The organism is Sphingomonas sp. AC522, assembly GCF_979258125.1.
The window spans coordinates 1,694,908-1,708,851 of sequence record NZ_OZ409836.1 but is presented as its reverse complement, the minus strand read 5'-3'; the positions used below and the strand labels follow the sequence as shown (position 1 = coordinate 1,708,851).

General features: G+C 64.8%; 15 protein-coding genes. 6 read left to right on the top strand and 9 right to left on the bottom strand.

Annotated features, from left to right (window positions below; genetic code table 11):
* Nucleotides 1-158: 158 nt before the first annotated feature.
* From ACZZZM_RS08370 to ACZZZM_RS08360, 3 genes are all read right to left on the bottom strand, one after another.
* Nucleotides 159-707 carry a cytochrome b gene (locus ACZZZM_RS08370; protein WP_463594646.1) on the bottom strand — a complete coding sequence of 183 codons (549 nt, stop codon included), beginning with the start codon at nucleotides 705-707 and terminating at the stop codon, nucleotides 159-161.
* Nucleotides 707-1,489: a SapC family protein gene (locus ACZZZM_RS08365; protein ID WP_463594645.1), complete on the bottom strand. Its 783-nt coding sequence runs from the start codon at nucleotides 1,487-1,489 to the stop codon at nucleotides 707-709. Before ACZZZM_RS08365 ends, ACZZZM_RS08370 begins: the two co-directional genes overlap by 1 nt.
* A gap of 61 nt (nucleotides 1,490-1,550) precedes the next feature.
* Entirely contained in the window at nucleotides 1,551-2,999 is a 1,449-nt protein-coding gene (locus tag ACZZZM_RS08360; protein WP_463594644.1) for an FAD-binding oxidoreductase, read from the bottom strand.
* Between the two features lie 87 nt (nucleotides 3,000-3,086).
* Between ACZZZM_RS08360 and ACZZZM_RS08355 the strand changes: the two genes are divergently transcribed.
* The 4 genes from ACZZZM_RS08355 (at nucleotide 3,087) to ACZZZM_RS08340 (ending at nucleotide 5,864) form a co-directional block, all read left to right on the top strand.
* Nucleotides 3,087-3,542: a hypothetical protein gene (locus ACZZZM_RS08355; protein WP_463594643.1), complete on the top strand. Its 456-nt coding sequence runs from the start codon at nucleotides 3,087-3,089 to the stop codon at nucleotides 3,540-3,542.
* 89 nt (nucleotides 3,543-3,631) lie between these two features.
* Entirely contained in the window at nucleotides 3,632-5,167 is a 1,536-nt protein-coding gene (locus ACZZZM_RS08350; RefSeq protein ID WP_463596409.1) for a DEAD/DEAH box helicase, read from the top strand.
* Complete coding sequence (locus ACZZZM_RS08345; protein WP_463594642.1) at nucleotides 5,164-5,679, top strand: thioredoxin family protein; 516 nt, start codon at nucleotides 5,164-5,166, stop codon at nucleotides 5,677-5,679. The genes ACZZZM_RS08350 and ACZZZM_RS08345 overlap by 4 nt, the downstream gene beginning before the upstream one ends.
* Complete coding sequence (locus ACZZZM_RS08340) at nucleotides 5,676-5,864, top strand: DUF1289 domain-containing protein (protein ID WP_463594641.1); 189 nt, start codon at nucleotides 5,676-5,678, stop codon at nucleotides 5,862-5,864. The genes ACZZZM_RS08345 and ACZZZM_RS08340 overlap by 4 nt, the downstream gene beginning before the upstream one ends.
* On the opposite strand, the gene ACZZZM_RS08335 is transcribed toward ACZZZM_RS08340, so the two are convergent.
* The 6 genes from ACZZZM_RS08335 to ACZZZM_RS08310 all read right to left on the bottom strand — a co-directional run bounded on the left by ACZZZM_RS08335 (nucleotide 5,861) and on the right by ACZZZM_RS08310 (nucleotide 11,102).
* Nucleotides 5,861-6,472: a glutathione S-transferase family protein gene (locus ACZZZM_RS08335; RefSeq protein WP_463594640.1), complete on the bottom strand. Its 612-nt coding sequence runs from the start codon at nucleotides 6,470-6,472 to the stop codon at nucleotides 5,861-5,863. The genes ACZZZM_RS08340 and ACZZZM_RS08335 overlap by 4 nt on opposite strands.
* 71 nt (nucleotides 6,473-6,543) lie before the next feature.
* Complete coding sequence (locus ACZZZM_RS08330) at nucleotides 6,544-7,401, bottom strand: dienelactone hydrolase family protein (RefSeq protein WP_463594639.1); 858 nt, start codon at nucleotides 7,399-7,401, stop codon at nucleotides 6,544-6,546.
* Nucleotides 7,402-7,562: 161 nt separating this feature from the next.
* The gene (locus tag ACZZZM_RS08325; RefSeq protein ID WP_463594638.1) at nucleotides 7,563-8,243 is read right to left on the bottom strand and encodes a cell cycle transcriptional regulator TrcR; all 681 of its coding nucleotides are present in this window, start codon (nucleotides 8,241-8,243) and stop codon (nucleotides 7,563-7,565) included.
* A gap of 99 nt (nucleotides 8,244-8,342) precedes the next feature.
* Nucleotides 8,343-9,356, bottom strand: a complete 1,014-nt coding sequence (locus ACZZZM_RS08320) for a glycosyltransferase family 4 protein (protein WP_463594637.1) — start codon at nucleotides 9,354-9,356, stop codon at nucleotides 8,343-8,345.
* Entirely contained in the window at nucleotides 9,356-9,973 is a 618-nt protein-coding gene (locus tag ACZZZM_RS08315; protein ID WP_463594636.1) for a glutathione S-transferase family protein, read from the bottom strand. The genes ACZZZM_RS08320 and ACZZZM_RS08315 overlap by 1 nt, the downstream gene beginning before the upstream one ends.
* Nucleotides 9,974-10,100: 127 nt before the next feature.
* Complete coding sequence (locus tag ACZZZM_RS08310) at nucleotides 10,101-11,102, bottom strand: NAD(P)H-quinone oxidoreductase (protein ID WP_463594635.1); 1,002 nt, start codon at nucleotides 11,100-11,102, stop codon at nucleotides 10,101-10,103.
* 78 nt (nucleotides 11,103-11,180) lie between these two features.
* Here ACZZZM_RS08310 and ACZZZM_RS08305 point away from each other — a divergent pair, with 78 nt between their 5' ends.
* Together ACZZZM_RS08305 and clpA are read left to right on the top strand one after the other, a co-directional pair.
* Nucleotides 11,181-11,378: a DUF1192 domain-containing protein gene (locus ACZZZM_RS08305; RefSeq protein WP_463594634.1), complete on the top strand. Its 198-nt coding sequence runs from the start codon at nucleotides 11,181-11,183 to the stop codon at nucleotides 11,376-11,378.
* A 134-nt stretch (nucleotides 11,379-11,512) separates the two neighbouring features.
* Nucleotides 11,513-13,840, top strand: a complete 2,328-nt coding sequence (gene clpA / locus ACZZZM_RS08300) for an ATP-dependent Clp protease ATP-binding subunit ClpA (RefSeq protein WP_463594633.1) — start codon at nucleotides 11,513-11,515, stop codon at nucleotides 13,838-13,840.
* Nucleotides 13,841-13,944 lie beyond the last annotated feature (104 nt).

The window sequence follows — 13,944 nt, the reverse complement described above, 5'->3', positions numbered from 1 at the left end:
CGCGGTTACCCACGAGGTGGCCAAGGTTCAGGGAGGAGACACGCCCGAAGGCGTGCCGCACGACCTCGCGAAAGGGGGGACACAAGGTCGTACAAGACAAATATAGATGGCAGGCCAGATAGTTCAAGGGGCTGCGGGGGACCGTGCCTGCAGGGCGATTAGCCGTTGCGACCGGCCCAGGGCAGCATCCGGGCCAGCACGCGGTCGCGCAGCAGGAAATGGTGGCGCAACGCCCCCAGGATATGCAGCGCGACGAGGATCGCCATCGTCCAGCCAAGGATTTCATGCGCTTCATGCGCTACATTAGCTAGTGACGGCGTCGACGGCAGCAGCGGTATGTCGAACGTGAAAAACCATTGGAAGGGGCGCGGCTTTTCGGGGTTGGACGACCAGATCCAGCCGCTCAGCGGCATGATCAACAGCAAGGCATAGAGAATGAAGTGTGTGGCCTTGGCCACGGCTTTTTCCCAGCCAGCCATATGATCAGGGAGATGCGGCGGCTTGTGCGTCAATCGCCACGCGATCCGGCCCAGGGTCAGCACCAGCACGGTGATGCCCACCGATTTGTGCACCGGCATCACCTTCCACTCGCGCGGCAGCGAATCGTGGAACAGGCCCAGCCAGAGATTGAAGAGGACAAGCGCGGCGATCACCCAGTGAAAGGCGATGGCCCCCCGGCTGTAGCGATCGCCGCGCTCGAACTGCATCACGCGGCCGGCGGCACGAGCTGCGGCTCGGGCATCTTGCCCAGCGCGACCTGCTTGGCAAAGATGTCGCGCATCAGCTGCAGCGAGAAGAGATGCGCATAGATGAGCGGCAGCATGCCGTTCTGCACGATCTTGCGAAGCTGATCGCCGCGCAGCTCGTTGAGCTTTGCTTCGTCGACCATCAGGAAGCCGCGATAGACGAAGGGCTGCTCGGCGCCCTGGGGCTGGATCGAAGTCTCGCCGTCGGTCAGCAGGCCGAGTTCCTTCAAGTCGTTCATGAACATGCTGGTGCGCTGACCGGCCTGCTCGAACTGCTCGTTGAACTGGAGAATGTTCTTGGTCACTTCGCTCGGTTCGCCATTCTCGAACAGCGCGTCGCCGTCTTCGAACTTTCCGATCGTGTCCGAAGTCGGATCGAAGCAGAGCGACAGCTCTTCGGCTTCGGGACGCAGGCGAGCCAGCAGATAGGGATAGCGGCGGACGTAGGCCGGAACGTAGAAATTGGGCTCGATCAGCCCGCCATCATCGTTGATGAAGACGTTGGCACCTTCGTTCAGGCCCATCAGCGCGAGCGGAACGGGATCCTCGCCGGCCGAAAACACGATCGGCATGTGGCGCTGGACGATCGGGAATTCCTCGACCGTGACCGGGACGGCATGCTGGTTGACAAGGAACGGAGCCTTGTCAGCGATGCGGACCTTGTAATCGCCATGGGTCTGGCTCGAAAGCGGCTCGAGCTCTTTGTAGAACAAGGGAAGCGACTGCTGTGGCGCGGTGGCCATCATACTCTCCTGAACAATGAAACGGGAAATCTGCAAATGACGTGAAATGCGGAAGCGGGGTCTATGGCTTGGCGGCGTCCGGCGCAAGCGTCACGAGTTTACCTGGATTTAGAATCCCCAGCGGATCGAGCGCACCCTTGATTGCCCTCAGCGCGGCGATCCGGCTCGGCGGGCCCAGCCGTTCGAGTTCGGCACGCTTCATCTGGCCGATCCCATGCTCGGCCGAGATCGACCCGCCTGCGGCTACGACCATGTCGTGGACAAATCGCGTGATCGCAGGAGCGTCACCGGCATAGAAGGCAGCAGGGTCGGCCCCCTTGGGCGCACGGACGTGGAAATGGACATTGCCGTCGCCGAGATGGCCATATGCGATCGTGCGCGTGCCCGGGAAGCGCCGCTCGGCCTCCGCGGCGCCGTCGATCATGAAGCGCGGCATGTCGTCGACCGGCACCGAGATGTCGTGCTGGACCGCGGGACCCGCGGCGCGCTCGGATTCGGAGATCGAGTGGCGAATCTTCCAGAACCCCTCCGCCTGCGCTTCGCTCGCCGCTATCACTGCGTCTCCGGCAAGCCCGGATTCGAGCGCGGGGGCGAGCAGGCGCTCAAGCAGATCGGCGGGCGGCTCGGCAGCGGGATCGGTGGCGACCGCTTCGATCAACACATGCCAGGCGTGGCGCGATTCGAGCGGTGCGCGCGTGGCCGGCACATGCCCCAGCACCAGATCGAGCACTGCCCCCGGCAAAATCTCGAAACTCTCGACGGCGTCGGTCTTCGCCTCGATCGCGCGGAGCAGTGCCAGCGCCCTGGCGGGGCTTTCGAGCCCAACCCAGGCGACTGCGCGCGACACCATGCCGGGCGCAAGCCTCAGCGTCGCTGCGGTGACGATGCCCAGCGTCCCCTCGGCACCGATCAGCAGTTGGTTCAAATCATAGCCGCGATTGTCCTTCTTGAGCGGCGCGAGCCCGTCATGCACCGATCCATCGGGCAGCACGGCCTCGACGCCCGCGACCAACTGGCGCATGTTGCCGAAGCGCAGTACCTGAGTGCCGCCTGCATTGGTCGAGACCAGTCCGCCGATCGTAGCGCTGCCGCGCGCGCCGAGGTCGAGCGGAAAGCGGCGGCCGGCCTGCTCGGCCGCGTCGCGAAAATCGGCCAGGATCACGCCGGCCTCGGCGATTGCGAGGTTGGATTCCGGGCTCATCGCCCGGATGCGGTTCATCCGGCGCAGCGACAGCAACAGCGCCGATCCGTCCGCGGGGGGCGTCGCCCCACCTACCATCCCGCTATTTCCGCCTTGCGGCACCAGCGCCACGCGCGCTTCGGCGGCCAGCGCCACCATCGCCGACACTTCATCGCGCGATGCCGGCATCAGCATGGCAGGAGAATTTCCTGAATAGCGACCGCGCCAGTCGCTCAGCCATGGGGCGATGGTGTCGGGATCCACCGTCACGCCCTTGTCGCCGAAGCGCTGGCGGACGGTCTCGACGAGCTGGGCTTGCGCGGGCGTCATGGCAGCGGCAGGTAACACGCGGCCCGCCCCAATTCACGCAACAGTTCATCCACTGTTCAAAACTTTGCCGTACAAGCCAGAGTCGAGATGTTGAACACGCCGTTTGCCGCCGCTTCCCTGTTGCTGTTCCTTGTGGCCCCGGGCGCATCGTCCGGGCCGCCGGATTGGGCGCGCGCTGTCGAGATGTTCCAGCAGCAGCACGTCACCATCCATGTGCCGCGCGTGACGATGACGACGACGATCATCATGCGCTCGCCGGTTCCGGTGCCGATGAAGGAAAAGAAGGCCGACGATTGCGTAAAGATCGAGCGGATCGCCGGCTACGCAGTCAATCGTACCAACAGCATCGATCTCTTGTTGAACGACGGCAAGCTGCTGCGGGTCAATCTTGGCGATAATTGCCCGGCGCTGGGCTTCTATTCGGGCTTCTACGTCAAGCCGAACAAGGACAGGAAAATCTGCGCGGGTCGCGACTCATTTCGCTCGCGTTCGGGCAGGTCGTGCAGCGTCGAGGGTTTTCGCAGCCTCGTTCCCACCAAATAACCCCTCTCCCTTGACATTTTGAGGCAAATCCGCAAGCGCGTGCAGGCTTGGCGGCATGGGCCTCCTATGCCAAATTTCCGGACAAATTCATGAGCTTTGCCGATCTCGGCCTTTCCGACGAACTCCTGCGCGCAGTCACGAACTCGGGCTATACCGAGCCGACGCCGATCCAGAAGCAGGCGATCCCTTCCGTCCTGATGGGTAAGGATCTGATCGGCATCGCTCAGACCGGCACCGGCAAGACCGCGGCTTTCGTGCTGCCGATGATCGATATCCTTGGCGAAGGGCGCACCCGCGCGCTGATGCCACGCAGCCTCATCCTCGAGCCGACCCGCGAGCTCGCGGCGCAGGTTGCCGAGAATTTCGACAAATACGGCGTCAATCACAAGCTCTCGATGGCGCTGCTCATCGGCGGCGTGCAGATGGGCGACCAGGTCAAGGCGCTGCAATCGGGCGTTGACGTGCTGATCGCCACGCCGGGCCGCCTGATGGACCTGTTCCAGCGCGGCAAGATCCTGCTCACCGGCTGCAGCCTGCTCGTCATCGACGAGGCCGATCGGATGCTCGACATGGGCTTCATCCCCGATATCGAGGAAATCTGCACCAAGCTGCCCAAGCAGCGCCAGACCCTGCTTTTCTCGGCGACGATGCCGCCGGTGATCAAGAAGCTCGCCGACAAGTTCCTGACCGATCCCAAGCGCGTCGAAGTCGCGCGGCCCGCGACTGCCAACGTCAACATTAAGCAATGGGTGGTCCCGGTCGCCGCCTCGGACAAGCGTGGCGTGCTCCGCGATCTTCTCCGCAGCGAAGACGTGACCACCGCGATCATCTTCTGCAATCGCAAGACCACGGTCCGCGACCTCAACAAGAGCCTGCAGAAATCGGGCTTCCGCTCGACGGAAATCCATGGCGACATGGAACAGTCGCAGCGCATTGCCGAGCTTGAGCGGTTCAAGGCCGGCACCGTCAATATCCTCGTCGCCTCGGATGTCGCCGCGCGCGGGCTCGACATCAAGGGCGTCAGCCACGTCTATAATTTCGACGCACCCTGGCATCCCGACGATTACGTCCACCGCATCGGTCGCACCGGCCGCGCGGGCGCGACGGGCATCGCCTACACGCTGGTGACGCCCGAGGATGCCGAGAACATCTCGGAAATCGAAAAGCTCACCGGCATGAAGATCGAGCGCGTCGGCGCACCCGCCGGCAAGCCTGCCGAAGCGCGTGACGAGGCTTCGTCGGAAGAAGCGCCCAAGCGCGGCCGCAGTCGCGGCAAGCCCGTCAAGGCTGAGCCCGAGGCCGAAGCGCAGCCCGAGCGCGAGGGGCGTCCGGCCCGCGAAGCACGTCCGCCGCGTGAGGCGCGCGCGCCCCGCGAAGACCGTGCCCCCCGTGAGGAGCGTGCACCGCGCGAAGAACGTACGCCCCGTGAGGATCGTGCACCACGTGAAGAACGTGCGCCCCGCGAGGAGCGCCCCGCCCGGGCGCCGCGTCCGGAACGTGACACTCGCCCGCCCCGCGACCAGGGCCGCCGCGACGAACCGCGCCGCACTGCCGAGGATGACGGTCCGGATGACGGCTGGAACGGCCCGATGCCGGACTTCCTGAACTTCACGCTGGGCGAGTGATCCGGGCGCTCGGCGGGCTGCTGGCGCTGGCGGCCTTTGCGCTGCCGGGCGCTGCACTCGCACAAATAGCGCCGCCGCAACTCACCGCGCGCACCGTCTCGCAACTGCCCCGCCCGTTGGCCGCACCCTATGATGCGGCGGCTAGTCCGCGCGCCGCGATCGCCGCTGCGAAAGCGCGGGCACGTAAATCGGGCAAGCGTCTGCTGATCGATTTCGGCGCGAACTGGTGCATCGATTGCCGGGTCTTCGCCAGCGTTGCCGAACTGCCCGAGGTGCGGCGCTGGATCGCGCAGCATTTCGAACTGGTCACGGTCGATGTCGGCCAGTTTGACCGCAATCTCGACATTGCCGCCAGCTACGGGGTCTCGCTCGACGCAGTCCCGGCGATCTTCGTGATCGATCCCCGCACCGGCAAGCTGCTCAACCGCGCCGAGATATTCGCGCTGGGCGAGGCATCTCTGCTCTCCCCGCCCCAGATGGCGGCCTGGCTAGCACGCTGGGCCAAGCCGTGACCGAATATGTCCCGATCATCGAAAGCCCCTGCGTCGATATCTGCGTGATGGACGGCGACACCGGCTGGTGCCTCGGCTGCGGCCGAACGATCGACGAAATCGCGGGCTGGGGCGAAACCGATGCCCATACTCGCGCTGCTATCATGGACGAACTGCCGCAGCGGATGGCCCAGCTGGAGGGCTAGCCCGCCAGCGCGTCGTCCAATTGGCCCGCGCGCTTATACGCTTCGCGCGCAGTCAGCCGGTTCCAATAGGCCGCGAAGGCATCGCGCTTGGGGAGCGTGCCAAACATCGTGCCCCAGCCGATCGCCGAGCCGACATAGACGTCCGCCGCGGTGAACCGTTCGCCGGCAATGAACGCATGCGCCGTCACTGCCTTTTCGAGCACATCGACTGCCTGGTCGTAGCTGCCATAGCCGAACATCCGGCCCTGCTCGGCACTCGGCACGAACTTGGCGAAATTATTGGTCACCGCCTGCTCGACCGGCCCTGCCGCGAAGAACAGCCAGCGATAATAATCGGCGCGCTCTTCGTCGTTCGGCGCGAGCCCGGCGTCGGGAAAGGCATCGGCCAGATAGGCGCAGATCGCCGCGCCCTCGGTCACTACCTTGCCCTTGTGCACGATCGCCGGAACCTTCCCCATCGGATTGACCGCAAGATATTCGGCACCCTTCATCGAAGAAGCGTAATCGAGCACCACCGTCTCATAAGGTGCACCCACTTCTTCCAGCATCCACCGCGCGATGCGGCCGCGCGACTGCGGATTGGTATAGAAAATCAGGTCGGCAGCCATCGCATCTCTCCCCCAAGACATATCATTGCATTATCGGAACAAATAGCGAACAATGCATAGTGGCGCAAGCGCTACGCCAGCGCCTTCCCGAACAGCGCCAGCAGCCGCTCCCAGGCGCGGTCGGCCTGGGCCTGATTGTAGACCTGGCTGTCGGGCGGGCACCAGCCGTGCATCGCGCCCTTATAGACTTCGATCTCGGCAGGCAGGTTGGCCGCGTCGAACGCCGTGCGCAGCTTGTTTTTGTCCTCGGGGGCGCGGGCGTCGTCATTTTCGGCGATAGCGATCAGGAAGCTCGCCTTCATTCCCGGGATCAGCGCGAGCATCGCATCGGTAGCGAGCCCGCCACCATGGAAGCTCCCGCCGGCACGCACGCGCGACGGCACCGCCGCGGCAGTCTGCATCACCAGCGGCCCGCCCATGCAATAGCCGGTCGTGCCCACGCCGCGCTTGGTATCGACTTCGTTCTGCGCATCGGCGAACGCCACGAACGCCTTGGCATCCCGCGCCGCCGCCTCCGGGGTCAGCTCCGCGCGCCATGGCCCGACCTTGGTGCGAAGCGCGTCGTCAAAGGGCTGGCCCGGTGTCGTGAACGGCGCCTTGGTCGAGCGGTAGAACGGATTGACCGTCAGCACCGCATAACCCGATTGCGCAAGCCGCTCGGCCATCTGGCGGAAAGCCGGACGCGGGCCGAAGATATCGGGCCAGACGATGACCGCAGGGTGCTTGCCCTTGTCCGGCGCAACGAAATGCGCGTCGCAAGTGCCGTCGGGCGTGACGATCGAGACGTCGCGGCCCTTCACCGCCCTGGCATTGGCAGGGATCGGCAGCATCGCGGCGAGCCCGGCGACTGCGCCGCCGGCGGCAAAGTCGCGGCGCGTGATGCCGCCCAGGAGCGCGCGGTTGTCTGCGTCGGTATGTTCGTCACACATCAAAAGGCTCCCGAGTCGCTTGGCGTTCCGGGAGCCTAATGAAATGGGGCGCTCGGGTCACCCTCACCCTTCCCACCGCCTTCAGCGGCCGGCCCTTCCCTCTCCCGTCGGGAGAGGGAAGGGAGGCGCAAAGCGCCGGAAGGGTGAGGGTGACCTGCGTTTCAGCTCTTGAACAGGCTCTCGGCAGTGTGCTCCGCAGGTGCCGCGACTTCGCCATTCTCGGCGGCGTCGGCAGCATGGGCGGCGGCAACGCGCTCGGCGCGGAGCTGCTCGATCAGCGCCTCTCGGTCGCCTTCGAGACGATTGTCGACCGGCGCCTCGATGCCCGCAGCCTTGGCGGCCTTGGCGACCAGCGCATCCAGCTCGCGCTGGGTGGTGAGGCCGAGCGTCACCGGATCCTTCGGCGTGATGTTGGCGATGTTCCAGTGGCTGCGGTCGCGGATCGCCGTGATCGTGGTGCGGGTCGTGCCGATCAGCTTGCCGATCGCGCCGTCCGAAATCTCCGGATGATGGCGAAGGATCCAGGCGATGCCGTCCGGCTTGTCCTGGCGCTTCGAAACCGGCGTGTAGCGCGGGCCCTTAGTGCGGCGGACCTGTTCGGGGCCCTTGAGCATCTTGAGCGAGTAATCGGGATCGGCCTGGCCCTTCTCGATTTCTTCCATGGTCAGCTCATGCGCGCGGACGGGATCGCGGCCCATCACCTTGGCGGTGGCGGTGTCGTCGGCGATCGCCTGGACCTCGAGGATGTGGAGGCCACAGAACTCGGCGATCTGCTCGAACGAGAGCGCGGTGTTGTCGACCATCCAGGAAGCGGTCGCATGCGGCATCAGCGGCTGGGCCACTTTTTGTCTCCAGAAATAGAAAGGGCCGCCCATCACGGGCGGCCGGTATGGGGGACGGCTTACTGCGTGGTGGCGGCAAGGGCAACACTCATTCACCGCTCAGGGTACAGCGGTGGCCGCCTCCAGGAACTGATGCGCGCTCGCTTCCCAGGTGAATTGGCGGGCATAAGCGGCGCAGGCGGAGCGATCCCGCATGAGCGCCTGGGCGATTGCCGCCTCCAGATCCTCGTCCATCACCCCCACTTCGGCGGTGAGCACATCGACCGGTCCGGTCACCGGATAGGCCGCGACTGGCACGCCGCATGCCAGGGCCTCGACCATCACGAGCCCGAACGTATCGGTGCGGCTGGGGAAGACGAAGACATCGGCTGCGGCATAAGCCGAGGCCAGCTCCGCGCCGAACATGGCGCCGAGGAATTTGGCTTCCGGATAGCGCCCTTCAAGTTGCGCGCGCGCAGGGCCGTCGCCGACGATCACCTTGGTCCCCGCATGCCCGGTCTTGAGAAAGGCTTCGAGATTCTTCTCGATCGCGACGCGGCCGACATAGAGCTGCACTGGGCCTTCCAGCCCCACCATCTCCGGATGCGGCGCCAGCCCCTCGCGAAAATTGGCGAGATCGACTCCCCTGCCCCAGTGGCGAACGTTGGTCAGTCCATGCGCCGCGAGCAATTCGCGGATCGAAGGGGTCGCGGCGAGGATCGCGGCGGCGGGGGCGTGGAACCAGCGGATGTACCGCCAGAACCATTCGGCCGGCAGTCGGGTGCGGGCGGAGACGTAATCGGGAAATTGGGTGTGATAAGCCGTGGTGAAGGCGCGCTTGTGGCGCATGCACCAGCGCCGCGCGGCGATGCACAGCGGCCCTTCGGTGGCGAGGTGGATCGCATCGGGCGCAAAATCCTCCAGCATCGCGCCCACGGTTGCGACGCGGGTCAGCGCGAGCCGGATCTCGGGATAGGTCGGGCAGGGCAGCGAGTGGAACAGATCAGGCGAGATCACGGCGATCTCGTGCCCTTCGCGCTCGAGCACGGCGTTGACTGCCTGGATCGAGCGCACGACGCCGTTGACCTGGGGCTCCCAGGCATCGGTGACGATCGCGATCCGCTGAGCCTTCATCAGGCAGTGATCGGAATGTGGCCGGGCGTGGCGGCGACGCGGGCGAGCCAGGCGCAAACATTGGGATAAGGCGAAAGGCCAAACCCGCCCTCCTCCGCGACATGGGTATAGGCGTAGAGGCAGATATCGGCGAGCGTCAGCCCATCGCCAACCAGCCAATCGCGGCTGGCGAGGTGCTCGTCCATCAAAGCCAGCGCCGCCTCGCCTCCGGCCTGCTTGGCGGGAAGATTGGCGCGTTGGAGGTCGGTGAGGTTCTCGAACCCTACCAAGGTGTTCCAGAAGCGCACCGTCGCGATGTTGGGCTCGTGATTATACTGCTCCCAGAACATCCAGCGCAGCATGTCGGCGCGCTCGAAGTGGCCCGCAGGAATAAGCGCAGTGCCGTCGGCGACGTAGAAGGCGGCGGCGTTGCTCTCGGGGAGGAAGTCCGGCCCTGCCTGGAGCACCGGGATGCGGCCGTTGGCATTGACCTGACCGAGGAACTCGGCCGTGCGCGTGGCGCCCGCCATGATGTCGTATTCGCGCCGCTCCAGGGTCACGCCCGCATGCGCGGCAGCGAGGCGGATCTTGTAGCAATTCCCCGAGGCGGCGTATTCGTGGAGTATAAGCGTGGTCACCGGATCCCCCTTCCCGTCACCCCGGACTTGTTCCGGGGTCCACCTAGCAGCTTGGTAACGGCCCCGAAGTATTGCGCTACCCTATCGGCATCCTGGACCCCGGAACAAGTCCGGGGTGACGTGGACGTCATTCCTCCACCACCAGCACGATCTTCCCAACATGGTCGCCAGCTTCCATCCGCCGGTGCGCGTCGGCGGCTTCTGCCAGCGGGAAAGTCATGTCGATCACCGGCTTGAGCTGACCCGCTGCCGCGAAAGGCCAGACGTTACGGTGAATCTCATCCGCCAGCAGCGTCTTGAACTCGACCGAGCGAGGGCGCAGCGTCGAGCCGGTCAGGGTCAGCCGCTTGCGCATGATCTCGAACAGCGGCACCGTTGCCATCATTCCGCCCTGCACCGCGATCGACACGTGGCGCCCGTCCTCGGCCAGGCATTGCAGATTGCGCGGAACATAATCGCCGCCGACCATGTCGAGGACGATGTTGACGCCCCTGCCGCCGGTGATTTCCTTCACCCGCGCTATGAAATCCTCGGACTTGTAATTGATCGCATGTCCCGCCCCCAACGCGAGCGCCGCGGCGCATTTCTCGTCCGAGCCGGCAGTGACGATCGTCTCGACGCCAAACAGCTTGCACAGCGCGATCGCCATCGTGCCGATGCCCGAGGTCCCGCCATGGACCAGCACCACGTCGCCCTCCACGGCATAGGCTCGCTCGAACAAGTTGGTCCACACGGTGAACAGCGTCTCGGGCATCGCCGCGGCCTCTATCATGCTGAGCGCCTCGGGAACCGGCAGGCACGTGCCCACCGGCGCGACTGCATATTCCGCCTGCGCGCCGCCCGCGACCAGCGCGCAGACCGGCTGGCCGAGCATTTCACGCGGCACGCCCTCCCCTAGCGCCACGATCGTGCCCGAAAGCTCGAGCCCGAAGATCCTGGGCGCGCCGGGCGGCGGCGGATACAGCCCCTTGCGCTGCATTACTTCGGGGCGGTTTATCCCCGCCGCGGCAACCTTGATCAGCACTTCGCCGTCGCCTGGCTGGGGCACCGGGCGCTCGACAAGCACGAGCACCTCCGGGCCGCCGGGAGCTTCGGGATCGATCGCGCGCATCGTTTCGGGGACGGTCATCGGCTCGTCGCTTTCGGGCAAGCAGGAGTGCGGGCGTTTATTGACATCGCGTGGGTGCCGGTCAACGTTAGGATTGCGATGGACGCAGACGAAAATCTTCCGCGCCGCAAGCACGATCTTGCGACGCAACTCGGCCGAGAGGATCTGGATCCCTTGTCGGTCGAGGAGCTTCAGGAGCGCATTCAGCTTCTCGAAGCAGAAATCGCGCGCACGAATATGAAAATGCAACGCGCCGTTAACCATCGCGCAAGCGCCGACGCCCTATTCAAGCGATGAGCGTTGCACCGGAGACTGGGGCGACAAGCCACAAACTCCGGTGTTGGGCCGCCCCGCTTGATGCGAGGGTCCTGCATCCCGACATAATGGGAAACCGGGCCGCGTATCTCACTGGCCCGACTGGAGTTACCTGAATGCCTAGTTTTGCCTCAGCGCTCGAATCAACTCTTCACAAGGCCCTCGAAGCCGCCAGCGCGCGTCGCCACGAATATGCGACGCTCGAGCATCTGCTGCTCGCCCTCGTCGACGACGAGCATGCCAGCAAGGTAATGAGCGCGTGCGGCGTCGAGATCGATGATCTGCGCAGCACCGTCGCCAATTATCTCGATACCGAACTCGAAGCACTCAAGGTCGATGCGGCGACTGACCCCTCGCCCACCAGCGGCTTCCAGCGGGTCGTCCAGCGTGCCATTCTCCACGTTCAGTCTTCAGGCCGCGACGAAGTCACCGGAGCCAACGTCCTGGTCGCCTTGTTCAGCGAGCGTGAGAGCTATGCGGTCTATTTCCTTCAGCAGCAGGACATGAGCCGCCTCGATGCAGTGAGCTTCATCAGCCACGGCGTCGGCAAGGGCAGCAGCCCCAGCGACACTTCGACGCCCAAGGGCGCCGAGGAAGAAAAGGCCGCGACCAAGTCCGAGGCGAAGAGCGGCAAGGGCGAAAGCGCGCTCAAGCAGTTCACCGTCGATCTCAACGAGAAGGCCAAGGCCGGCAAGGTCGATCCGCTGATCGGCCGCGGGCCCGAGGTGGACCGCACGGTCCAGATCCTTTGCCGCCGTTCGAAGAACAATCCGCTTTATGTGGGCGATCCGGGCGTCGGCAAGACTGCGATTGCCGAGGGCCTCGCGCGCAAGATCGTTGAGGGCGAAGTGCCCGAAGTGCTCAAGGAAGCGGTGATCTATTCGCTCGACATGGGCGCGCTGCTCGCCGGCACGCGTTATCGCGGCGATTTCGAGGAGCGCCTCAAGCAAGTCGTCAACGAGCTCGAGAAACTGCCCCACGCAGTGCTGTTCATCGACGAGATTCACACGGTGATCGGCGCCGGGGCGACCAGCGGCGGCGCGATGGACGCCTCTAACCTGCTCAAGCCGGCGCTGTCCGGCGGCACGATCCGTTGCATCGGCTCGACCACCTACAAGGAGTTCCGCAACCACTTCGAGAAGGACCGGGCGCTGCTCCGGCGCTTCCAGAAGATCGATGTCAACGAGCCGACGGTGGAGGACACGATCAAGATCCTCGCGGGCCTGCGCACTGCGTTCGAGGACCATCACAAGGTCAAGTATACGCCCGACGCGATCAAGTCCGCGGTCGAGCTGAGCGCGCGCTACATCAACGATCGCAAGCTGCCCGACAAGGCGATCGACGTGATCGACGAAGTCGGCGCGATGCAGATGCTGGTGCCGCCCTCGAAGCGCAAGAAGACCATCACCAGCCGTGAGATCGAGCAGGTCATCGCAACGATGGCGCGCATCCCGCCAAAGACGGTCTCGACCGACGACACGCGCGTGCTCGCCAATATCGAGCAGGACCTGAAGCGCGTCGTGTTCGGCCAGGACAAGGCGATCGAAGTGCTGAGCTCGGCGATCAAGCTCAGCCGTGCCGGGCTGCGCGATCCCGAGAAGCCGATCGGCAATTACCTCTTCTCGGGCCCGACCGGCGTCGGCAAGACCGAAGTGGCCAAGCAGCTCGCCGAATTGCTCGGCATTCCGCTCCAGCGCTTCGACATGTCCGAATATATGGAGCGCCACAGCGTGTCGCGCCTGATCGGTGCCCCTCCCGGCTATGTCGGGTTCGACCAGGGCGGTCTGCTCACCGATGCCGTAGACCAGCAGCCGCATTGCGTGCTGCTGCTCGATGAGATCGAGAAGGCGCATCCGGACCTGTTCAACATCCTGCTCCAGGTGATGGATAATGGCCGCCTGACCGATCAGCACGGCAAATCGGTGGATTTCCGCAACGTTATCCTGATCATGACCACCAATGCCGGCGCGTCCGACATGGCACGCGAAAGCGTCGGCTTCGGCGACATGGGCGGGCGCGAGGACGTGCAGGAAGAGGCCGTGAAGAAGCTCTTCACCCCCGAATTCCGCAATCGCCTGGATGCGATCGTGCCGTTCGATTATCTGCCGAGCGAAGTCGTTGCGCGGGTGGTGGACAAGTTCATCCTCCAGCTCGAATTGCAGCTGGCGGACCGAGGCGTCCACATTCAGCTCGACGATGAGAGCAAGGCCTGGCTCACCGAGCGCGGTTACGACAAGCTCTATGGCGCGCGCCCGATGGGTCGCCTGATCCAGGAGAAGATCAAGCAGCCGCTCGCCGAAGAGCTGTTGTTCGGCAAGCTGATCCATGGCGGCGAAGTCAATGTGAAGCTCAAGGACGGGGCATTGGTGTTCGAGACCATCCCGGCCGCGCCCAAGCCAAAGGGCAAGGGCGGCAAGAAGGCGGTGACCGCCAAGGCGAAGTAACTAACCGGTTTCATCGAACCACAAGGGGCCGGAGCGCAAGTTCCGGCCCTTTTTGCGTGCCCGCTCGTCGCCGCTTCCGTCGCACACTGGTCGCCCTTGTCTCG